Here is a 21,053-nt window from a genome sequence, read left to right as displayed (position 1 = left end):
CTCGACCCGGTAGATGATTCTAGCTCACCAACCTGAACACCTAAGAGTCGATGGTTGCCTTACGGGCCAAAGCGCCTAGGCGCTTTACCAGTTCTTCAAAACCTGCTTGTGGGTCATTACGCGAGACCACCTGCGCATTCGCAGGTTTGCCCCACAGCCCACGGAAGTCTGCAACTGTGGATCCAAACAGTAATTGTGATTCTGTCTCGACATCGATTGTTGCCGGGCGCGTTTCATACTCGAGTGTTCCTGCGGCGACTCCAGCGGCGAAGTAGTCGTGGACGTGAGCGATGTAGCCCTGGTCGTAGTGCCGATGGAATTCAAAGTAAAACCGCAAGGCGTCAGAAAGGTATCGCACAAGCGGATTAGACGCCTTGCTGAGAGTGCCTTCGGCGTCGCCGGCTTGAACCAATTCTGGTTCTTCGCATCCAGCGTCTTCTGCCAGCTTGGTCAGGAACTCGGGCTGCATTTCAAAGCGTTCTGTGGTGTCCAGCGAGCACACGGTGGGCAGCTTCTCGGATTCGAGGCCCTGTTCAGCAGCTTCGGTGTAGGCGGCAAAGACTTCCTTGGCTGCGTGTGGGTCTACATGGGTATTCCATTCTGCGGTGGGCGTGGTGTTGCCTTGATAGTAGAAGGCGCCACCCATGATGACGACTTTTCGGAGCAGCCACGGTAGCCCTGGTTCACGGCGCAGCGCCAATGCGAAGTTAGTCAGGGGTGCAGTCAGTAGGACAGTCAGTTCGCCCGGATTCGCACGTGCCGCTTGGATCCAATAGTCGACGGCCCCATTGCTTGCCGATGCGTCTGGCCCAGGATCGGGAAGCGTCGCGTAGCCAACTCCCTGAGGTCCATGAGTCTCCGGGGTTGTCACGAGTGGGATCTCAAGTGGTTCGCGGGCACCGATGAAGACCGGGACGTCTGGCTTTCCGCAAAGCTTGAGCAGAGCGCGATTGTTAGCCGCGACTTGCTCGACATCTATGTTGCCTGGAGTGCTGGTAACTGCCTCGATCTGCACGTGGTCGAGCGCGCAAAGATATCCTAAGGCCAAGGCATCGTCGATGCCGGTGTCGTTGTCGATTAAAATTCGCATACCGCTGTTAAGCCTCCCTATACTTATGCCTGCGTTTCATTTTTGGGCTAAACTGCATCCCTCGCGCTATCTATGGCCTTCCATAAAAATAACTCAGAAAATCCGTTCCCGACGAATTCATTAGTACCCAGCCATACACAAACACAACTTTTGCGTGGAAGGCTATGCGAGTAATCTCATCTGCCATAAACTGAAAGCGATGATCGAGAACCACCAGTTCAAGATAACAATAAACCACTCTTTTGATTCACTAACCGTTCGCTCCCAAAAGCGAAGCGTTCGACATGATAAGCGGAGAACTAATGACAACTGCAGGCAGCACCAGCGAAAACATCCCGAGTCATTCTCAACTGAGTCTTGACGATGCATCGAATGAATACGACGAGGTTGAAGTCGAGGAATATGACATAGTATCTTCGCCGAACGATTGGAATTTTTCGACCATCGTAAGTTTCATTGAGTCAGGGGCAATGAAAATCCCAAGTTTCCAACGAAATTATGTGTGGGACCGAAAAAGGGCTTCCAAGTTAATAGAATCGCTTTTGATCGGTCTTCCAGTACCGCAAGTTTTTTTATATGAAGAAACGCGAAACAATTTTCTGGTCATTGACGGTCAACAACGTCTGCTAACCCTATACTTCTTCGCGAAAGGCAGGTTTCCTAGACGAAAAATACGAGGCGATATTCGTGATCACCTTCAAAAGGGTTACCTCGAAGATGATTTGCTTCAGGATGATGAGTATTTTGAGCCATTCAAGCTGTCGTTGCCGAAGTCAGCGTCCGGCATCCCGAATAGATTCAATGGTCTAACGTATCTCGGCCTCAAAGAAGATAGAACTTCTTTAGATCTTCGGACAATTAGAAATATCGTGGTGAAACAAACAACGCCCGAAGGAAATTCTGCCGTTTTTGAGCTCTTCAGCCGACTAAACACAGGTAGCGTCAATCTGACTCCTCAAGAAATTCGCGCAAGCTTATACCATTCTGAATTCTTTGGTAAAGTTATTGCACTAAATTCATCCACGAATTGGCGGCGGCTAATTGGTGCAGAATACCCAGATGCCCGCATGAGGGACACTGAATTCCTGCTTCGAGCAATGGCTCTCGCTCAGTCATCGGAGGGATTTAGTGGATCAATGACCAATTTTATCAACAAATTCTGTTTGTCCGCAAAGAAATTTGATACCCCGGAACAAGAAAAATTGATTGATCAACTGACGAAATTTACAGATTTATTTCAAACGGTAGATTCTCCATTCATGCGGTCCGGTAGGTTTAGCGGCGTTCTATTCGAAAGCGCCTATACGGCGTGGGTTCAGCTCTCAGAACCTGACCTCGACGCTACGAAACTATCTTCGGCGATCGTTGCAGCCAAGCACGACGGTGCATTTGCCGACACCCTTCAAGAAGGTTCTACCAAACCAACGAATACACGAGCACGAATCAATGTTGTTCATCAACATATTGCGAGTGCGTAATGAGCAACAAGCACGATACTCACGCCGTCCAGTCACTGTACGAGGACTATCAAGCCTTATGCACGGATCTTAGGTCTAACCCCTCCGGCCTGGCTGCCCTAAACCGGAGTTATCACAAACATTTACTTCTTGCAGCTGCAAGTAGTCTAGAAGCGAAAGTTAAGGTAATTGTTGCTCAAATTTTTGAGCAACATGGTAGCACCTCCCTATCCACTTTCGTAGAAAAAAGGGTTATGTCACGCAGTTACCACACGTTGTTCGATTGGCCAGGGGGCAAAGCTAAAGGTTTTTTCACTAGTTTTGGGGACATCTGCTCCAACAAGTTTAATGCCGATCTGGGATCAGATAGCACATTCAAAAACCAACATGACGCTTTCATGCAATTGGGACAAAAACGAAATTTATTGGTCCACAACGATTATGCTAACGCTCTGGTCGAGTTGACGCCGGAGGAAATTATGCAGAAGTTTTCCCAGGCTTCTGACTTTGTGAGTAGGATGGCGTTTTACATCACGTATCAGGATGATGATTTCGAAATTTAAGAGATTGATTCCTCGCGTACGCATAGGTTACATTTTGGAAGTTTCGCAAAAGACATATTCGCGCATGCTTTTAGTTCTCCAATGAATCGGAAAAGCTTGAACTGAAATTACGCCGAAAATGATTCAAGTTCTACTCGGAATAGTTAAGATTCATCGATAAATGCTTCACAGTGCGAGTTGGGGTCGTGACCACGCGTTGGAAGGACTTACAACCATTGAATAATCTACATTGGACAGAGGACGAAATGGTACTAGCAGCCGATCTGGCGCTGAGCAGTCATTGGAAGGGTGTGAATGGTAGGACTCCCGGAATCAAGAAATTGTCGGGCTTGCTGCAGTCCCGTCAGGTGGACTCGAATGAGATCAAAGACGAACGCTATCGCTCTCCAAGCTCCGTCAGTATGAAAGTGAACAACCTAATAGCTAGCCACCCGAACAGCACTGGGATAGGACTACGTTCCACGCTTGCCGGAAAAGAAATTGTCAAACGGTTTATCGATGATCCCAGTGGGATGTCCAACCTTGCCAAGAAGATCCGAAATCAGACTCAGAAACCGCCAGTCCCAGGGCAGGGAAAGGCCTACCCGTCACCCTCACTGGTAGAGACGACAATCAAATTCCACAAGGTATCGCTTCAGACGGGACAGCCCTCACGCCGTTACGACATTTAGACGGTGTAGTAGCTGTTTTCTACTAACTGACCCTATTGATCGATCCTTCGTAGAACGAATGCCTCGAATGCTCTTTTTGACCTACGAACGCCCGAAAGTGACCAATCCGGAAGGAAATCTGCTTCCCGCACTCCGCGCGCTCAATATCAAAGTCTCTCTCGAGAATATCAATTCCTCGTTGGATCTGATTCACGGTCAAATCCGTTCCTGCATGGTCAACTATTTCATCGATCGTCATAAAATCTCCGTTTTCTTTTAGCGCTTTATAAACCGGATCAGTGACATTCGAATCTTCCAATTTCTTCCGCACAGGTGAAGTCCCTTTTAGGGCGCTTGCAATAGCTAGCCCCAGAGAACGAGCTACAGGGGGCGGGAACGCATTACCGATCTGCCGATAAATGCTCGTTTTTCTCCCTGCGAACTTCCACTTGTAGTCTCTGCCGCCCCAACCTTGAAGCTTGGCGACCATTTCCAAAGTCAGCTTTGGCCCTATCTCAAAAGTTTCACCCGGCATGGGCGCTGTATCTGCGATACCTTTGCCATTTACTCCAAGTTCCGCCCAAGCCGCCTTGGCGCGAGTCGGGCCAAGATCAGCGCCGCCATGCTTTTTGGAACCACCGACTATAGTCGGGCCGATAGCATCCGCGTGTTGCGACCACTCATCGGCTCCTTCCCAGCCGTTGGAAGACATGAGATCTTTCAGGGCCCGCCCTACTGTGACACGCTTAGGCTTCGGCTGCGGCCAATGGAAACGTGCGAATTCGTTTTCTTCCATGGCAACTAGTACAAAACGAGGACGGAGCTGCGCAATTCCATAGTCCGAAGAATTGATAAGTTTCCACTCCGCTTTGTATCCAAGCTCTTCTAGTCTGTCTAGAACGTGCTGACGATAGCCAGAGAAACGTGGCATACTTAGGCCGCGCACGTTTTCGAGCATCACGGCACGCGGTTTGATGATTCCTACTTGCTCGACTGCCCACGCAAATAAATCCCGCTCATCGGAAGACCCTAATTGCTGCCCAGCTATGCTAAACGGTGGGCAGGGCACTCCTCCGGCGAATAGGTCGATGCGATATGGAAGCTTGTTTGGAGACTGATCAGACGGGTCCCATACGGACTTATCAGCAACGTCGCCAACCGCTACTTTCCACTCTGGGCGATTCAAGCGAAGAGTAGCCGCTGCGGTTTCGTCTAGTTCAATGGCCAGCTCGTGGTGAAAGCCTGCGCGTTCAAGCCCCAGCGACTGGCCTCCGGCTCCTGCGCAGATTTCAACTACTCGCAACTTGTTTGTCATACTGAACTCTCCCATAGCCTGCATCACAACGATGGATTCGTTGAACAGATAGCATCCGCTCCATGTTACCGGTTACTAGCCGCACTCTATTCTCATTCTCGCTGATGCATACGACAGGATGGCCTGCTAATCAGCTGTCAGCACTGTAAGGTCAGATTCTCGTCTAATCCGGATGTGTCGAATGACAAGTAAATTGCGATAATCTTATTGGCTTCGCACGAATGGAGCGAGCCCGTTACGTCCGCTCATGTCATTGCGCAATACCCAACGTTCACCTTCAATTTCAACGCTATCCGCGATTGCAATGTCTACTTTGGCTACTCTCACACTCACCATTTCTCCTCGCGCCGGAACAGTGCAACCCAGATCTTGCGCGATAGCAACCTGGCGCTTGTAATCGCCCGACAATATGATGATGCCCTCCGACTGCAAAGTGCTCCTGGCACCTCCATTGGCGCGAACCCTTTTCATGTAGTCGCTTTGTTGCGCGACGGTAGCGACAACGTTTCTCGAAATCCTCTTATTCATCGCTATACGGAACAGCTGATTGATACGCTCTTGGCCACTTTTTGGGGCAAAAATATTGGCTACATCGTCATCGGAGATTTTCAGCAGAACGTTTGGAGGCATCGGTGCAGACTTGCGAATCCACCTAATTCGCTGCTTTCCGAGCGCACTCAATGTGCCTTTCTGATCGCGGTTTTGCCCTATATTTCTATTCTCCATAGCCGCACGTACGAGGCCCATGCTCCATTCGGATTTTTTGTCACTAGCCACTGAACCGAGAATTAAATGATCAATGCTCTCAGGCGGTAGCATCCAACTCGCAGTTGCCGAATACTTGCAATCGACTTCGTGGCCCGCAATTCGGTAGTCCATAATCACGCCATCATCGAACTTAAACTCTCGTTGGAGATTAATTTCAATCAGCGTTCCAAAGTGCGTTTTTTCAGTCTTATACAGTTGATCCCATCGATATCGACCCGTACGCTGCCCGTCGTAGAGCTGATCGAAGGTCTCACGAAAGACTTGGGCCATTCGATCGCCATTTGGGTCCTCACCTGCTAGCCATGCCAAGACTTCTTCAAGCGGCGAATCAACTGATGAGAGATCATTTCCAAGTAACGACTCTTGCATGCCACTATCGTAGCTGAGTTCGGAGTTGACTGTTCCACAGGTCTTGTCCAGAAATTCTCGTAGGTACGTGGCCGTATCACCGCGGTGCTCTCGAATGAACTTCCTGAAAATCGTCACATCGCCACGTGGGATTGCACTGACATGCTCCTCGCACTGCTGGCTTGAACGCTTGATACTCGGATGCAAAGAGGAACTCTTCACGAAGGACACCGAACGTGCTGTACGTCGTTTAGTATAAGTACAAGTGATCGTTTTCTGCACCGAATGCTTTTGCTGCTACAGCGATCATCTTGGCCTCCGATATTTCCTCATTCATCACAGCCAGCCGGTTCTCGGTTGAGGATGGCAGCACAGGCCCACATATGAACCCGTTATGCTGAGCATAGGACATCAAGGCGCTCTTCTGAACTAGAAAATCCAGAGGCTGGGCTTCGATTCCTAGAAGAGGATTCGAAGCCCAGCCTCTGTAATTCGAAAACTGCTAGCCATCGACGCGCTGAACCTTTCCAACCAGGAACACGTAGGAGAGGATTCCGATGGCTGCAATCACTGTCATGTAAATGAAGGCGGGACCGAAGTCGGTAGCCGAAACCAACAGACCAATCACAATCGGGGTGGCGATTGAGGAGAGGTTACCGATGAAGTTGAACATTCCACCGGTCAAACCAATCAGGCGAGACGGTGCCAGTGCAGATACCAAAGACCAGGTAATCGAAGCCAGGCCATTGCCGAAGAAGGCAATAGACATGAAGGTGATGACCAGTGCGGTGCTGTCCGTGAAGATTGCACCAATCATGCTCATGGAAAGCAACAGTCCGGTGATGATTGGCAGCTTGCGGGAAGTACCCAGGCTCACCCCACGCTTGAGCATGAGGTCAGAGAGAACACCACTGATCAGTACACCGGCCAACGCCGCGATGAATGGAAGCGACGTCAGGAATCCCGTCTTGATGTAGTCCATCTGACGGTAGGTCACCAAGTAGGTTGGGAACCATGTCAGGAAGAACCACAACGTGGAGGTCAGGCAGAACTGGCCAATATAGATTCCCCACAGCTTCTTGCGTCCCAAGACCAAGGCAAAGTCAGCCTTGCTCAGCTTCGGTGCAAGCGTCTTGGCCTTCTTGCTGCCAAGGTCAACAAGTCCGCCGCCCTCGCGGATGTACTCGATTTCAGCGGCATTGACTCTCTTGGAATCCACCGGATTCCGGTACATGACGAACCAGATCAGGCCCCATACGACGCCTACCGCACCGGTGACCACGAAGACCCAGTGCCAGGTCAATGCATGCTGAAGCCACAGCAGGACCGGGGTCAGCAGCGCGAGACCTATGAACTGGCCAGAGGTGTAGAAGCCAATAGCGGTGGCGCGCTCACGTTCAGGGAACCAGGCAGTGACCACCTTGTTGTTGATTGGGTACGCAGGGGCTTCAAAGCCACCGACAGCCATTCGCAACACGATCAAAGCAATGAAGCTTCCGGCCATGCCCATGAAGATTGTGGCCACCGACCACAGCACCAGGCAAATTGGGTACAGCAGACGAGGCTGAACGCGGTCTACCAGCCAACCGCCCGGTAGCTGCATGGCCGCGTAGGTCCAGCCAAAGGCAGAGAGCAACAGGCCTTGCTGTGCTGTGTCCAGGCCGAATTCTTCGGAGATCAACGGCGCTGCAACCGAGAGGTTTGAACGATCCATGTAGTTGATTACTACGGTGAGGAACAACATGAAGGCTACGGCGTAGCGCGTCTTTGTAGCTTTGCCGGCGCTCTTAAGTGTTGCAGCTGACGACAGTGTCGACTGAGACATACGATTTACCATTCTGCGAAGGATCCGTCCTTGTGACGCCAAATTGGGTTGCGCCAGCGATGACCTTCAGCTGCGCGTTCAATGACGTACTCTTCATTTACATCAATGCCCAGACCCGGACCTTCAGGGATGGCAACCATGCCATCCTCGTAGGCGAAGACCGACGGATCATTGACGTAGTCAAGTAGATCGTTGGATTTGTTGTAGTGGATTCCCAGGGATTGCTCCTGGATAAAGGCGTTGTATGCACCGGCATCGATCTGCAGGTTCGCGGCTAGAGCGATTGGGCCCAGTGGGCAGTGCAAGGCGACTGCAACGTCATAGGCTTCAGCCATCGCCGCAATCTTGCGGGCTTCGGTGATGCCGCCACAGTGCGAGGGATCCGGCTGAATGATGTCCACCGCTCCGCTGGCCAAGACATCCTTGAAGTCCCAACGGGAGAACAGCCGTTCGCCCAAGGCAATCGGAGTGCTGGAATTGCACAATGGCTCCAGCATGGAGTTCACGTTTTCGCTGAGTACCGGTTCTTCAATGAACATCAGCTTAAACGGCTCTAGCTCCTTGAGCAGAACCTTAGCCATTGGCTTGTGCACGCGACCGTGGAAGTCAACGCCAATGCCCACGTTCTCGCCTACCGCGTCGCGGACAGCCTGAACGTTCTCCAAGCACCCCTGAACCTTGTCCCAGGTATCGATGTACTGGAGTTCTTCGGTGCCGTTCATTTTCACTGCAGTGAAGCCACGTTCAACAGCGGCCTTCGCGGCGGCTGCGGTATCCGACGGGCGGTCGCCGCCAATCCATGAGTACACGCGGATCTTGTCGCGCACCTTGCCACCGAGTAGCTCATAGGCAGGAACCCCAAGGGCTTTGCCCTTGATGTCCCACAGCGCCTGGTCGATGCCGGCCAGGGCGCTCATCATGATGCCGCCACCGCGGTAGAAACCACCGCGGTACATGACGGTCCACAGGTCTTCGATGTTCCGCGGGTCCTGGCCGATGAGGTAATCCGAAAGTTCCTCAACTGCTGCGGCCACAGTGGATGCGCGGCCTTCGAGCACTGGCTCGCCCCAGCCGACAATTCCCTCATCGGTTTCGATCTTCAGGAACAGCCAGCGAGGTGGCACCATGTACGTGGTCAGTTTTGTGATTTTCATGCAGACTTCCTCATCTCATGGATCGTTTGGTAGGCATGGACAAGCTTGTCTGCCCTTGTGCTCAGTTCTTGAAGGCTTCGTCCGGACTTGTAGAGGGACGAGCCAATACCGAAACCTGTGGCTCCGGCGTCTACCCACTGCGTCATGTTCTTCTCATTGATTCCCCCAACAGGGATCAAGCCGATATCAGCGGGAAGCACAGCGGTCCAGGCTTTGAATCCTGCGAGCCCCACTTGCTCGGCAGGAAATATCTTGACGTTTTCTGCTCCGGCTTCGATGGCGTCGAAAGCGTTGCTCGGTGTGGCGGCTCCCGGGAAGGAATCCATGCCCAAGGCCACCGTTTCCCGGATGACATTCACGTTGGTGTTCGGTGAAACGATGATCTGGGAACCAGCCCCATGGCATGAACGGACTTGTTCCACGGTCAGCACAGTACCAGCGCCAACTACCGCATCCTCGGGCAGCACGCTGCGCAGAATTTCGATACTCTTTAGCGGCTGCGGGGAATTCAGCGGCACTTCCAGCGAGCGGAATCCACTGGCATAGAGCGCTTCGCCCACCGCTTGGGCTTCTGCTGGCTGAAGACCTCGCAAAATGGCAACTAGACCCGCAGTCTTCAAAGCTGTCGCACGTTCATTCACGGCAAATCCTTTCCTTGTTTACATCGTTCAACGGGCTGGGCCTAGACAGTGGTGGTCTGCACTAATCCCTGCGCACAAGCAACTGCCCACATGCCTCGCGGGGCGGTTCCCTGGAACTCGCGTATTTGATCAATTCCAAAAATCTTGAGTGCTGTGGCGTATCTGGCGCTGAGTTCCTTGTTGCCGCAGATGGTCACGCCCGGGAATGCGGTGCCCCGCGCCATACCAAGGACCGAACGGATCTCGGCGCCAATCATGAGTCCCGAGAGATAGTCGCTGACCTCGGTTTTTTTCAAGCCACCGGTCAAGACCAAGGTCCGGGCGGAGAACGCCGTCAGCATCAGATCCGCTGAGCCGGCCGGCGACTGGGCTATCCGTACTCCGCGTTCAAAGGCATTCCAATCCACTGCATCCGTGGGCTCGATGAGCTTGGACAGGATGGACCTGGAACTAAGCAATGCGTAGGTCTCCCCCGTCATGGATGTGGAGAATCCGGTAATCGTCCGCCCACTGACCTTGACCCACTTGGAATGGGTGCCTGGAAGCAAAAACAATTGCTCTTCCGCTTCATGCAGCGCGTTGCCGCCAAGTTCCACCGCTCCCAGGATCTGGGTTTCTTCTCCCCTCATGACATCGGGAAGTTCTTTGCGGTCCAGGACGCCGGGGATGATGTGCATGAGTCGATTTGGTGCAACCTGGACAGTTGCCATTGCGTAGTCCGGGTCAGCCAGGTTTGCTGGCACTGGCCGGTACTCCGCTTCCGCCCAGCCCTGCTGGCTGCCCACCATGCCGCAGGCGATGACCGGGATGGTTTCAAAGCGCTCCAGCCAGTCGCCGCATAATTCTGCCAGCGCCTTTTCGAAGGCCAGGGCCAACGGCAACGATTCCGCTTTGGTCTTTGCTGCCACGTCCATGATTCCCAGCGAGGAGTTGCGTTCCGCCACGGTGTCTCCGTCGCGGCCCATGAGATAGGCACGCGCGGATGTGGTTCCCCAGTCCAAGGCAATCAACTGGGCTTCGGCGATGTTTGTCATAACTCCTGTTTCCATTTGGCGGTCCGCACATCGACTCATCGATGTGCTCCCCTTCACAAGTGAATAGTGACGGAGCTATCCCAATAGTTCAAAAGGCGTTGTATATAGTGGGATAAAGAGAAGTCATCAATTTTGCCAAAGGGGCGCATCATGGCCAATGAGTCTGAAATAAATACAGGTGAAATGGCAGATGCTCCCCCGCCCGGGACACTCACCCTGGCACGCGGGCTGGACATTCTGCGCGCCGTCGGCCGTGGGGCCACCAACTTGAATGAAGTCGCAGCCGCGGCGGATATCGGCAAGAGCGCGGCGCAGCGCATGGTGAAGCTCCTGGTACAGCGCGGCTTCCTGCGCAGCACCCACGGCACCGACTTCAGCTTGGGCCCGGCACTGATCGAGCTGGGATTCCACGCCCTGTACCAGAGCCCGGTTCCGGTGATCGCCAAGCCCATCCTCGAGGAGCTCGCCCGCAAATACCAGGACACGGTCCACCTCGCGGTGGAGGACGAAGCCCAGGTGCTGTACGTGGACAAGGTTCCCGGAACACGCGGCGCACAGATGCGCTCGCGGGTGGGCCAGCGCATGCCGCTGAGCCGCACCGGCATCGGCAAGGCGCTACTGCTCGATGATGCCGAACGCTGGGAATCCACCTTTGATGCGGAATCCCCGGTGGAACAGGCCTCGGACCAAACCAAGGAAGCCTTCCTGGCCCGGATGAAAACCTACGCGCGTGAAGGCATCGCACTGGATCTGGAAGACAATGAACTGGGCATCCGCTGTGTCGCCGCGCCGATCCGCGATGGCAGCGGGAAGATCATCGCCGCCATCAGCATGTCCGCCACCAACCCGTATATGCCCGATGAACGCATGAAAGCCCTCAAATCAGTGATGGGTTCCACGGCAGCGCAGATTTCGCGCAAGCTCGGCTACTCGGGCAAGACCTTCTAGGCCTGGGCGCGCTCACGGAATGAAGCGGTACCCCATTCCCAATTCGGTCAGGAAATACCCAAGGGCGTCGTGCGCAACAACCAGGCATTCGAAATCGGATTGGAGATGCTCCTGGCGGCCCTGCGTGCAAGGCTCATGGAATACCAGCAGGCATAGCGCTCGCCTGCACCGCGAAATCCGAATTCTCGTGCGTGGTGGCGGCCGCAGATAACTGGCCAAAATCACTTTGGCGCATGCACCTGCCTGGGGCACCCTTGAAATGATCCACCAGCTCAAGTGGCAAGCCAGCTTCGATGAGAATTGCCACTGCTTCTACGCGGCCTCGCTCGCTAGGCAAGGCGAGCACCGCCCCTGCATAGTGCTTCTTGGCAAGGAAGAGCAAATGCCAGACTTCGCTGGGAAGCCGCCGGAAATGCCGGGACCGCTCTATTGCGCTCCAATCCTGGAAAGCCGACTGAGCCGGTTCCGCGCCGGACATTTGCTGATGCTGTCCCGCACTTCTTGGGCAAGCCGGTAGTCAAATAATTCAAAAAGATTCCAAAGCCGTCGGTCCACCCGCAGGATCGGCCCTTCGTATTGAAGCGCATGTGGCCGGCACAATGCTTGACGAGGTCCGATTCCGTTGTTGAACCTTGCCAAGTCCATCTTCCTTGGACAGTGCGAAATCGCACCGTTGACTCGTGAAGTGCTGCGCGAAGCGGAACCGAATCTGCAACGCCGCCCGAGGGTCCACGTGGGCTAATGCGCCGCTGGGCACTGCTTGCCCCGGGGACGCTGATGCTGGCTATCGCAGGCTGGCACCAGCTTCCTCAATGCAGTCGAGGATCGCCTCCCGTCCCTCCAGCCGCACGTTTTTGGCCAACGGCAGCTGGTGCGAAGCACTCTCGATAATATGCATCAAATAGCCTCCCGTATTCGGGAACGCCACGATGTCACCTTTGCCAACTCCTAGCGGGAACTCGAATCTCCTGCGCAGGATCAGCTCTTCTTCAATGCAATACGCGCCCACCAGAAAACCGTCGCATGGCTCCCGCTCCTGCCTGCCGGAACCCGTGGGGATCAGCAGCGGATCCAGCAGGAAATCGGCGGAAGTCGAGCGGCATTGAGTTCTATTCATGTGCAACCCAACCAAAGGTGCGCCATCGCTGCGAGTCTTGGTAAAGGCAACTTCCGCGAGGGTCAGTCCGCAACCATCCAAGAGCGATCTTCCAGGCTCGCACCGAAGTTGGATTCCGCTCGCCCTCAGCATCTGGGCAACCGTTTTCTGGGTCGTGGAGTCCCTTGTCTCCAGGATCTTTCGAAGCCACCCGCCACGGATCACTTTCTGATGATACGGATACACGGCGGAGCTGGCTTCAGGTCCACTTGCCCCCAGCCGGTCTGATTTCCAAGTCAAGGATTCGTCGCCCTCTGGCAGTTCGGCGAGCGCCTCCCAGAAACCAGCCCACTGGTTTTCATCGTCGAGATAGGACATGGGGATGCCGCCTCCCATGTCCACGAAGGTTGGCTCTTGGCCAAGTTCTCGCAGATCGCCAATGAGTTCCAAGGACTCGGCAACCAGCAAAGCCCGCTGCGTGCCGTCGTATCCGTTGAGGTGGAAATGGATGCCATCAACCTTGAGCTTTCCTGGCTTATCGGCCTGCTCCAAGAAGCTGAGCCACTGATCGGCCCTGAGCCCGAAGCGCGTGGGCGGGATTGCCGGATTATCCGATGCCAGCCGAAGCGCGACAGCGACACGTTGTTCGGACTCCCCTGCGATTTCCAGCAGTTCGGTCGCTTCATCCACGTTGTCCAGGCTGATCACGACCCCATGTTCTACAGCCATGCGCAGCAATGCCGCTGATTTCACGGCTGCGGTGACAATGAGCCGCTCTGTTGGCACCCCGCGGTTGAGGCATTGGTCTAGTTCGTTGTAGCTGGCAACATCGATCCCGCACCCTTCTGCAATCGCCTTGTCGATGGCTCCCAGGGTCTTGTTGGCCTTCCGAGCCAGGTAGATCTGGAAGTCGATCTCATGTGCCTCGGCAGCTGCACGCAGTTCAGCGATGTTCCTGCCCATCGAGGAGTAATCGTGCAGGTTCAAGGGCGAACCGTATCGCTTGATCAATTCCTTGCATAGATCCGGATCTGAAATCACCTTTTCCATCCACGGTTCAAGGCGTGCGGCCAATGGGGCAGTTCCATGCATCATCGGTTGCATCAATGGACTACTTTCTCTTGTGAAGCGGCCAGCTGCCGCACTATTCGTCGTGCCCAATTTTCGTATCCAGGATGCAGCTGCCGGTTCAAGGTGTCATGTCCCAGCGTGGGGTCCTCAGTGGGGCGGCCAATTGCTGCCAAAGCCTCGTTGCGTTCACCAGCCGCGTCCATGCAGGTTCCATCTATATCGGTGAGCAGGCCTCGTTCCCCGGCCCTGATGCTCACCTCCCCAGCTGCTAAGAGCTTGCGGTACAAGCTGCTGGCTCCTGCCCCCTGGGCCTGCGACAGGTGGAGAACTCCAGCCGGCGCTGTCACGGCATCGACAACTACCTGCGTTGGGGACCCTCCTGCGTGGGAAAGCTCCTCATGCTTGAGAATTCCTGCGTTGAAGAGAGCGAGCAGCTTCATTGCGGTGGGCTCTGGTGGCCCGAAAGCCATGCGTTCAAGGTTCGCAGCGAACACCTTGAATTGCTTTCGCTCCTCTCCGGTCCAGCTGATTCGGGACAAGGCTTCCACCAACTGGGAGTACAGCCCGGACCAGACGGTTCCCCACAGCCATTCCGGGCTCGGGCTTTGTCGTCCGTGGTTGATCTGCAGGCTTTCACGAAGTTGTTCTGCAGGCGACGGCTGAGCCGACATTCGAGTGGATATCCCGGTTTGCAGTGCTGTCTGCAGATCGTTTCCAGTCAGTGGCGCACCCATTGCTTCAGCGCATGCCACCGCGCAGGAGAGCAGGAGCCGCCACAGTGCATCCATCTGAGTATTCGAAGCCGGTTTGCCCGCATCATTGAGGTGTCGTTCTTCTCCCCACCGGCGGACTTTGTCTCGATAATGGTCGAGGATGCGCTCCAACTTCCGCGGACGTTCATTCGGTTTTGGAGTCATCGGAATGCCGCTGCGAGAAGTCATGGTTATCGATGCAGGTTCGCTTCCGCCGGGCCGATAGCGCAAGGCTTCCATGCCCTCGTCGCTGATCCTGTCCCAGGTTCCGCCTCGTCCCTCGGTCAGGTGCAGGACAACGTCATATGCGGTGAGCGCAGATCCCCTGAGCATGACGTTGCTTCCCGCGGGCACGGCAGCATCCATCGCAGGCTCGCATTCCACAGTGAGTGCAGCGGCAGGCAATGATCCCTCCGGCGAATCCGGGGGAAGATATCCGCTCAGGCCGTGCCCGGTGGCAAGCACTACCTCGTCATAGAGCTCGCTTCCTTGTGCGCTTTCCACTTCCCACAGCGGCCCGCGGCGGTTGATTCCCGTGGCTTCAACTGCGCGATGCTGCACCTGCAGCGTTCCTTGGCTTGCGAGCAGATCAAACTGCACGGCAAGGTACTGCCCCACAAGGGCACGCGGCGGATAGGCGTCCTCATCCGAACCGGTTCCTGTCCGTGCATGCCATTGGTTGAAGGTCTTCGAGCACAGGCTCGAGGAAGCATCGATAATGCGCGGATTCACGTTTAACCGCAATTCCCGCGGCTGCTTGGTGTTCCACACTCGTCCGGCCCCTGGCGGATACGGGTCATAGACATCCACCCGCACCTCCAAGTCCGGGTATTCTTCGAGGGCATCATTAAGTGCAAGCAACGCGAACAGGCATTTCGGTCCGCCACCGATCATCGCAATGCGTGTCATTGCACCGGCTGGTCTTCAAGAGCCGAAATGCCTTCGGCTTCTGGCTGCTCCCCCAGTGTCTGGCGTACCCATTCATCGTTGTAGACGCTGTGCAGATAGGGAACCCCGGAATCATGGACAAGGAAGGCTATGCGCGAACCGTCGGGAATCTCCGGGAGCATCTGCTCCATGGCAGCGACGATTGCTCCGGTCGATGCACCCGCAAGGATGCCTTCACTGCGGGCAAGTGCCCGGCATCCGCGGACCATTTCTATTTCAGAGATTCTGAAGACACGGTCAGGTTCGGCCTGCAGTGCCAGCTCGGGGACAATGCCCGCGCCCAGCCCAGGCAAGCGACGGTTTCCGGACTCTCCGCCGAAGAGCACTGAGCCGAGTGCATCCACGGCAACCAGCTTCGTGTCCAAGCCATGCTCGCGAATGTAATTCTGGCACCCCAAAATGGTTCCGGTAGTGCTGGTCGCGACAAAAAGCATGTCCAGATTTCCATCCAAGGCATCCAGGATTTCGGGCATGGTGGAGGAATAGTGCGCACGAGGATTATTCGGGGACCCGTATTGGTTGGTGGTCACCGCTCCCGGGTTCTCTGCCAGCAGTTTTTGCACCCGCTGCCGGCGAGCAGCCAGCTTGTTCCCGTCAGGTTGATTGACTACCAAGTCAACGGTGGCACCGTAGGCCCGCATGATGTCTATCGCTGATTTGTTGGCGTTCTCGTCAACGACAGCGACAAACTGGATTCCGCGCACCACGCACTGCCGAGACAGCGCGATGCCGAGGTTCCCGGAGGTCGACTCGATGACCATTCCGCCCGGCTTCAGCTCGCCAGATTTCATGAACGCGTCAATCAGGCTGCCCGCCGTACGTTCCTTGGTGCTGCCGGATAGCTGCAGCAAATCCAGCTTGGCGAAGATTTCAATATTCGGCGCTTCAAAGAGACGTTCCAGTTTCACCACTGGTGAGTTGAAGGGACTCAGGGTTCCCATGCTTTCCATGATGCTCGCTCGCATTCTGACGGAGAAATTCCAACAAACTTGCTTTTCAAATGCAGGAACGTGATCACCCGATTTCGCCCATTTTTGGAAAGTCTATGACTGTGTACCGTTGCTGGCTAGGGGAATCACAGAACCACAGGAAATCTTCAAGCATCTTCCCGGCAGTCCCACTAGTGTTCGCGACGCTTGCCCGCAAAAACGCCGCCCAACCGGTGATGTCCTAGATTGGGCGGCGCCTTGTACTGCAATGAATCCTCGAATGAACTACGGAATGCTAGCCGAGGTGGTCAGGACCGGCGGGTTCCCCCAATCCCCCAGCGGCGTTCCCATCGTTGCCTTCACTCGGATACAGGTCTGCACCGGTACGGTCCTTCAGCATCAGCGTTGCAATCAACGAGGCGCCCACCCAAATGAACAGGTAAATCGAGACCGCCACGGTGGTATCGAACTTGCCGCGGGCATGATCCGGCGCGTGCTCCACTCCCATCAGGGCCGCACCGCCCTACTCCCCGCCGGCGGAGAAGCCTTGGACGATACGCAGGATGATCAAGAGAATCGGTGCCCAGATGCCGATGCTCGCATAGGTCGGCAGCAGGCCGACCAGCGTGGTGCCGACACCCATCAAGACCAAGGTGATGATCAGCACTGCACGGCGTCCGTACTTGTCGCCGACCCGGCCCATCACGATGGCGCCCAGGGGCCTGAAGAGGAAGCTGATGCCCACGGTGGCGAAAGCGATGATGGAACCCAGCGATCCTTCGGCCAGGGTGAAGAATTGCGGAGCCAGTACGAGGGCCACAGCATTGGCATAGATGAAATAGTCATACCATTCGACCGTCACGCCAACCATCGTGGCGCCAGCGACGCGTTTCTGCTCGCTTGTCATGCGCCCTGGTATCGAAGCTGAAGTACTCATGGTTCCCCCTCGGGTGTGAGTGTCCCGGAAGCACCTTCCTGCGCCCCAAAATCGATGGCCCAAGGCACCCACGGAGGATTGTCTTCCTTGCCCTGATGGCAGGACTGCATTCCAGATGCTACAAGGGGCAAAAGAACTGCCAGCGCACCTGCCGCCGGGTGGAGCTTGCGGGTCCTCCGTGGCAACAGATGCCATTCCAGATTCCAGATACTTCACCGTACGCGGGTCCGCGATGGCACCGTTGCTGCCCGGCTGTTTTCGGGAAAGAACAATGCCATGCCTGCTTCACCTTCCGGCGCCACGCACCGTACAGCGCCAATATGATGTCAACGCGTGCACGGGTCCAAGCTTGGCTGCCCGGATATCTTTTGGCAGGCGCCGGGGGCCTGCTGGCTGCTCGGCGAAATCCTTCACCAGGGATTCCTCCATGTTTCTCAGCGGCAACCATGGAAGGCAGGTGCCTTGCCCGCGGGACCATCATCCGGGATCGGGTACGGCGTTGGGAAAGCCTCCATCTTGCTCATGCGGTTCCGCGTCGTTGGAATATCGCAGCGATTTGCTCTCAGCTGAATACTTAAGTGATAATCATTCTCATTATGAATAACGAAAATGCCGCTCAAGTTTCCTTGCGCGGCGAGCCATCACCAGGCCATCCGGTCTTCCAGCTGCGAAACGCCCGCCTGTCCGTGCGTGCAAGTGCGCAACCACTGCTGGCGGTCGATGAACTCACGCTATATCCAGCAGAACGCGTCGTCATCACCGGCCCCTCGGGAGCCGGAAAGTCCCTGCTCTTGTCCATGATCACCGGACGCTGGGCGCCCGCGCTGGAATTCTGCGGCACCCGCACCTGCCAGGCTGCGCGCATCGGCTACATTCCACAGCGCGGACAAGACGCCCTGCATCCGCTGCTGCCCCTGGGCCGGCAACTGGCCAAGGCCACCGCCGCTTCCGCGCACCGGGTTGGCGAAGTCCTCGCCGCCGTGGGGCTCGATGATCCGAGACTGCTTCGCAGGCGTCCTGCCGAGCTCTCCGGAGGACAGGGGCAACGCGCAGCCATCGCACTAGCAGTGCTCAGCGGTGCGCCGCTGATCTTGGCCGATGAACCAACCAGCGCGCTGGATCACAGCTCACGAGACCGCACCCTGTCAATGCTCCAAAGCGTCCTGACCGAAAAGCAAACCCTGGTCATGGTCACCCATGATCCCGTGGCAGCCCAGGCGCTGGCCACCCGGCAGCTGGCCGTGGACTCGGGAAGAATCATCCCTCTCCAGTCCGCGGCAGCGCAACGGGCCACCGCATGAGCGGCCCCGCACTAGAGGTTGCGGAAGTCAGCGCCTCGCATTCGCGTGGCACCGGAACCCGCCAGGTCCTGGCCCCATTGTCCTTCAGCCTGCCCGCCGGCCAAACACTGGCCATCACCGGAGAATCCGGGGCCGGGAAGAGTACCCTGGCCGAAATCATCCTCGGTCTGCGTCCGCCGGCCACAGGCCAAGTCAAGGTGCACGGAGAAGCCGGGGTCGGGCCACGGCGCCCGGTCCAGCTGCACCAGCGCCAGCTGGTCCAAGGGGTCCCGCAGGACCCGTCCGCGGCCTTCGTGCCGCGCTGGAGCGTTCGCGCTTCCATGGCGCAGGCCATCTCCCGCTTGGTTCCCGGGGGCAATGCCCGGGAGCTGATTTCCATGGCCGCGCAGCTGGCCCAGCTTGAAATGGCCCTGCTGGACCGACGCCCGCAGGAACTGTCCGGCGGCCAGCTGCAGCGAGCGGCCCTGGCCCGCGCCGTCGCGGTGCAGCCCCATGTGCTGGTCGCCGATGAACCCACCAGCGCATTGGATCCACTCACCGCCGAACAGGTTGCCACCCAGCTGTTCTCCGCCGCATCACTGACCGGTACCACCTTGCTGCTGGTCACCCACGATCCGCAGCTGGCCGCGCGATGCTCGCGCACCATCGACATCCACCCGCCCCAACACCGCATCACCCACCCAAGGAGCTTCCCCGCATGAGACTTACCCGCCGTACCCCGGCCTGGCTCGCCCTGGCCATCTGCTCGTCCTTGTCGCTCACCGGCTGCTTCTCCGCAGCCGCCGAACAGGCCTCGGGCGAAGACCGGATCAGCGTGGCGCATATGCAGCCGCCGCGATCAGGGCTCAGTCCGCTAAGCGATGACGCGTTCAAGCTCTCGCGCTGGTCCGCCGCAGAAACCCTGGTGACCCTGGACGAGGACGGAACGGCCCAACCGGGACTCGCCACCGGCTGGGAGCGCATTAGCGATCTGGTCTGGGAATTCTCCATCCGGCAGGAGGTCACTTTCCACAACGGGAAGCCGCTCACCGCGCAGGCCGCAGCGCATTCCCTGCAGCAGGCCATTGATTCCACCCCGGTACCGCGCATCCTCAACGGCACCACGCTGGAAGTCGACGTGCACTCCGCAGAGAAAATCCGGGTCGCCACCGCGGATCCGGACCCGCTGCTGCCCCAGCGCCTGTCCAGCCCGCAGCTGGCGATCTTCGATGCTGCGGCCTATACCGCCAACGGGGTGGATCCGGCAGGTACCGGAACCGGCCCCTTCCAAATCGTGGCCGTGGACGGAATTTCCGGCGCGACCTTGGACCGCTACGACGGCTACTGGGGCGAGCCAGCCGCAGCTGCGGGCATCGACGTGAAGTTCGTGCCCGATGGCACCGCCCGCGCCGCTGCGCTGCGCACCGGAGAAGCGGACATTGCCGAGGCCATCCCGGCCGGCCAGGCCGCCTCCGTGGATCAGCAGCTGCTCACCGAAGTTGCGATGCCGCGCACCAATACGCTGTACCTGAATACCGAAGCGGGACCTTTTGCCGATCCTGCGGTCCGCGCGGCCGCACGCGCCGCGGTGGACCGGGCAGCTATTGTGCAATCGGTGTACGAGAGCCGCGCCGATGTTGCCGAGGGGCTGCTGGGCCCGGCCCTGCCCTACGCGGCGAAGCTGCGTGAATCCGAAGAATACCGCCAGTTGCTGGAACAGCGCGCCGAGCCGGCCAAGGTCAAGGACGTGAAGATCAGCCTGGGCACCTTCACCGACCGCGCCGAGCTGCCTGAGGTTGCCGTCATCTTGGAGCAGCAACTCGAAGCGGCCGGCTTCGATGTGCAACAGGATGTGCGCGAATACCAGTACATCGAAGCGGACGCACTGGATGGGGCTTTCGACGCCTTCATCCTCTCGCGCGCCACCGTCCTGGACTCCGGTGACCCGGTAGCCTACCTGGCCTCGGACTTCACCTGCACCGGCGGTTTTTCCATCGCACAGCTGTGCGACAAGTCCGTAGACCAGTCTATCGACATCGCGTCGCAGACCGAAGCCGGGACCGAACGGCAGCAGCGCATCATGCTGGCCGAGGCCCAGATCCTGGGCACTGATGCGGCCATCCCCTTGCTCCATGAGCGCGTGATCCAGGGCGAAGGCTCCACGGTGCGCAACGCTGCACAGGATCCACGGGAACGCCAGCTGGTGACCGCAAAGACCCAGCTGGATGACAAGTAGAGCAATAAATC

General features: G+C 56.7%; 19 protein-coding genes. 6 read left to right on the top strand and 13 right to left on the bottom strand.

All coding sequences use genetic code 11. The features are described from left to right. Nucleotides 1-40 precede the first annotated feature (40 nt). Nucleotides 41-1,090, bottom strand: coding sequence for a nucleoside hydrolase (locus tag AB4Y71_RS01880; RefSeq protein WP_441717556.1), 1,050 nt, complete (start codon nucleotides 1,088-1,090; stop codon nucleotides 41-43). Nucleotides 1,091-1,392: 302 nt separating this feature from the next. On the opposite strand from AB4Y71_RS01880, the gene AB4Y71_RS01875 reads away from it, so the two are divergent. Next, on the top strand, nucleotides 1,393-2,568 hold the full coding sequence (locus AB4Y71_RS01875) for a DUF262 domain-containing protein (RefSeq protein ID WP_441717555.1): 1,176 nt from the start codon (nucleotides 1,393-1,395) through the stop codon (nucleotides 2,566-2,568). Then, nucleotides 2,568-3,110, top strand: coding sequence for a HEPN domain-containing protein (locus tag AB4Y71_RS01870; RefSeq protein WP_441717553.1), 543 nt, complete (start codon nucleotides 2,568-2,570; stop codon nucleotides 3,108-3,110). The genes AB4Y71_RS01875 and AB4Y71_RS01870 overlap by 1 nt, the downstream gene beginning before the upstream one ends. 693 nt (nucleotides 3,111-3,803) lie before the next feature. On the opposite strand, the gene AB4Y71_RS01865 is transcribed toward AB4Y71_RS01870, so the two are convergent. The 6 genes from AB4Y71_RS01865 to AB4Y71_RS01840 form a co-directional block, all read right to left on the bottom strand. After that, nucleotides 3,804-5,075: a DNA cytosine methyltransferase gene (locus AB4Y71_RS01865; protein ID WP_441717551.1), complete on the bottom strand. Its 1,272-nt coding sequence runs from the start codon at nucleotides 5,073-5,075 to the stop codon at nucleotides 3,804-3,806. Between the two features lie 204 nt (nucleotides 5,076-5,279). Next, nucleotides 5,280-6,398: a NaeI family type II restriction endonuclease gene (locus tag AB4Y71_RS01860; protein WP_441717549.1), complete on the bottom strand. Its 1,119-nt coding sequence runs from the start codon at nucleotides 6,396-6,398 to the stop codon at nucleotides 5,280-5,282. A gap of 295 nt (nucleotides 6,399-6,693) precedes the next feature. Continuing rightward, nucleotides 6,694-8,016: an MFS transporter gene (locus tag AB4Y71_RS01855; RefSeq protein WP_441717547.1), complete on the bottom strand. Its 1,323-nt coding sequence runs from the start codon at nucleotides 8,014-8,016 to the stop codon at nucleotides 6,694-6,696. A 5-nt stretch (nucleotides 8,017-8,021) separates the two neighbouring features. Further along, entirely contained in the window at nucleotides 8,022-9,170 is a 1,149-nt protein-coding gene (gene dgoD, locus AB4Y71_RS01850) for a galactonate dehydratase (RefSeq protein ID WP_441717545.1), read from the bottom strand. Beyond that, complete coding sequence (locus tag AB4Y71_RS01845) at nucleotides 9,167-9,811, bottom strand: 2-dehydro-3-deoxy-6-phosphogalactonate aldolase (RefSeq protein ID WP_121867531.1); 645 nt, start codon at nucleotides 9,809-9,811, stop codon at nucleotides 9,167-9,169. The genes dgoD and AB4Y71_RS01845 overlap by 4 nt, the downstream gene beginning before the upstream one ends. Nucleotides 9,812-9,852: 41 nt before the next feature. Further along, on the bottom strand, nucleotides 9,853-10,845 hold the full coding sequence (locus AB4Y71_RS01840; protein ID WP_441717543.1) for a 2-dehydro-3-deoxygalactonokinase: 993 nt from the start codon (nucleotides 10,843-10,845) through the stop codon (nucleotides 9,853-9,855). A 150-nt stretch (nucleotides 10,846-10,995) separates the two neighbouring features. Here AB4Y71_RS01840 and AB4Y71_RS01835 point away from each other — a divergent pair, with 150 nt between their 5' ends. Continuing rightward, complete coding sequence (locus AB4Y71_RS01835) at nucleotides 10,996-11,793, top strand: IclR family transcriptional regulator (RefSeq protein ID WP_441717541.1); 798 nt, start codon at nucleotides 10,996-10,998, stop codon at nucleotides 11,791-11,793. A gap of 133 nt (nucleotides 11,794-11,926) precedes the next feature. On the opposite strand, the gene AB4Y71_RS01830 is transcribed toward AB4Y71_RS01835, so the two are convergent. The 6 genes from AB4Y71_RS01830 to AB4Y71_RS01805 form a co-directional block, all read right to left on the bottom strand. Then, nucleotides 11,927-12,271, bottom strand: coding sequence for a hypothetical protein (locus tag AB4Y71_RS01830; RefSeq protein WP_441717539.1), 345 nt, complete (start codon nucleotides 12,269-12,271; stop codon nucleotides 11,927-11,929). A 306-nt stretch (nucleotides 12,272-12,577) separates the two neighbouring features. Then, nucleotides 12,578-13,993, bottom strand: coding sequence for an alanine racemase (locus tag AB4Y71_RS01825; protein ID WP_441717537.1), 1,416 nt, complete (start codon nucleotides 13,991-13,993; stop codon nucleotides 12,578-12,580). Continuing rightward, nucleotides 13,993-15,621: an FAD/NAD(P)-binding protein gene (locus AB4Y71_RS01820; RefSeq protein ID WP_441717535.1), complete on the bottom strand. Its 1,629-nt coding sequence runs from the start codon at nucleotides 15,619-15,621 to the stop codon at nucleotides 13,993-13,995. Before AB4Y71_RS01820 ends, AB4Y71_RS01825 begins: the two co-directional genes overlap by 1 nt. Beyond that, nucleotides 15,618-16,601, bottom strand: coding sequence for a 2,3-diaminopropionate biosynthesis protein SbnA (gene sbnA, locus AB4Y71_RS01815; protein ID WP_441717533.1), 984 nt, complete (start codon nucleotides 16,599-16,601; stop codon nucleotides 15,618-15,620). The genes AB4Y71_RS01820 and sbnA overlap by 4 nt, the downstream gene beginning before the upstream one ends. A 283-nt stretch (nucleotides 16,602-16,884) precedes the next feature. Further along, on the bottom strand, nucleotides 16,885-17,097 hold the full coding sequence (locus AB4Y71_RS01810; protein WP_441717531.1) for a hypothetical protein: 213 nt from the start codon (nucleotides 17,095-17,097) through the stop codon (nucleotides 16,885-16,887). A gap of 15 nt (nucleotides 17,098-17,112) precedes the next feature. Continuing rightward, complete coding sequence (locus AB4Y71_RS01805) at nucleotides 17,113-17,526, bottom strand: MFS transporter (RefSeq protein WP_441717529.1); 414 nt, start codon at nucleotides 17,524-17,526, stop codon at nucleotides 17,113-17,115. 596 nt (nucleotides 17,527-18,122) lie between these two features. Between AB4Y71_RS01805 and AB4Y71_RS01800 the strand changes: the two genes are divergently transcribed. The 3 genes from AB4Y71_RS01800 to AB4Y71_RS01790 are packed head-to-tail and all read left to right on the top strand — an operon-like array spanning nucleotide 18,123 to nucleotide 21,042. After that, a complete protein-coding gene (locus AB4Y71_RS01800) occupies nucleotides 18,123-18,827 on the top strand; it encodes an ATP-binding cassette domain-containing protein (RefSeq protein ID WP_441680527.1) in 705 nt (234 codons plus the stop codon). After that, nucleotides 18,824-19,528 carry an ATP-binding cassette domain-containing protein gene (locus AB4Y71_RS01795; protein ID WP_441717527.1) on the top strand — a complete coding sequence of 235 codons (705 nt, stop codon included), beginning with the start codon at nucleotides 18,824-18,826 and terminating at the stop codon, nucleotides 19,526-19,528. Before AB4Y71_RS01800 ends, AB4Y71_RS01795 begins: the two co-directional genes overlap by 4 nt. Then, nucleotides 19,525-21,042, top strand: a complete 1,518-nt coding sequence (locus AB4Y71_RS01790) for an ABC transporter substrate-binding protein (RefSeq protein ID WP_441717525.1) — start codon at nucleotides 19,525-19,527, stop codon at nucleotides 21,040-21,042. The genes AB4Y71_RS01795 and AB4Y71_RS01790 overlap by 4 nt, the downstream gene beginning before the upstream one ends. Nucleotides 21,043-21,053: the final 11 nt, after the last annotated feature.

Source organism: Glutamicibacter sp. MCAF14, from assembly GCF_052114325.1.
Classification (GTDB): domain Bacteria; phylum Actinomycetota; class Actinomycetes; order Actinomycetales; family Micrococcaceae; genus Glutamicibacter; species Glutamicibacter arilaitensis.
The sequence above is the reverse complement of the archived record's forward strand: the minus strand, read 5'-3'. Positions and strand labels throughout refer to the sequence as shown.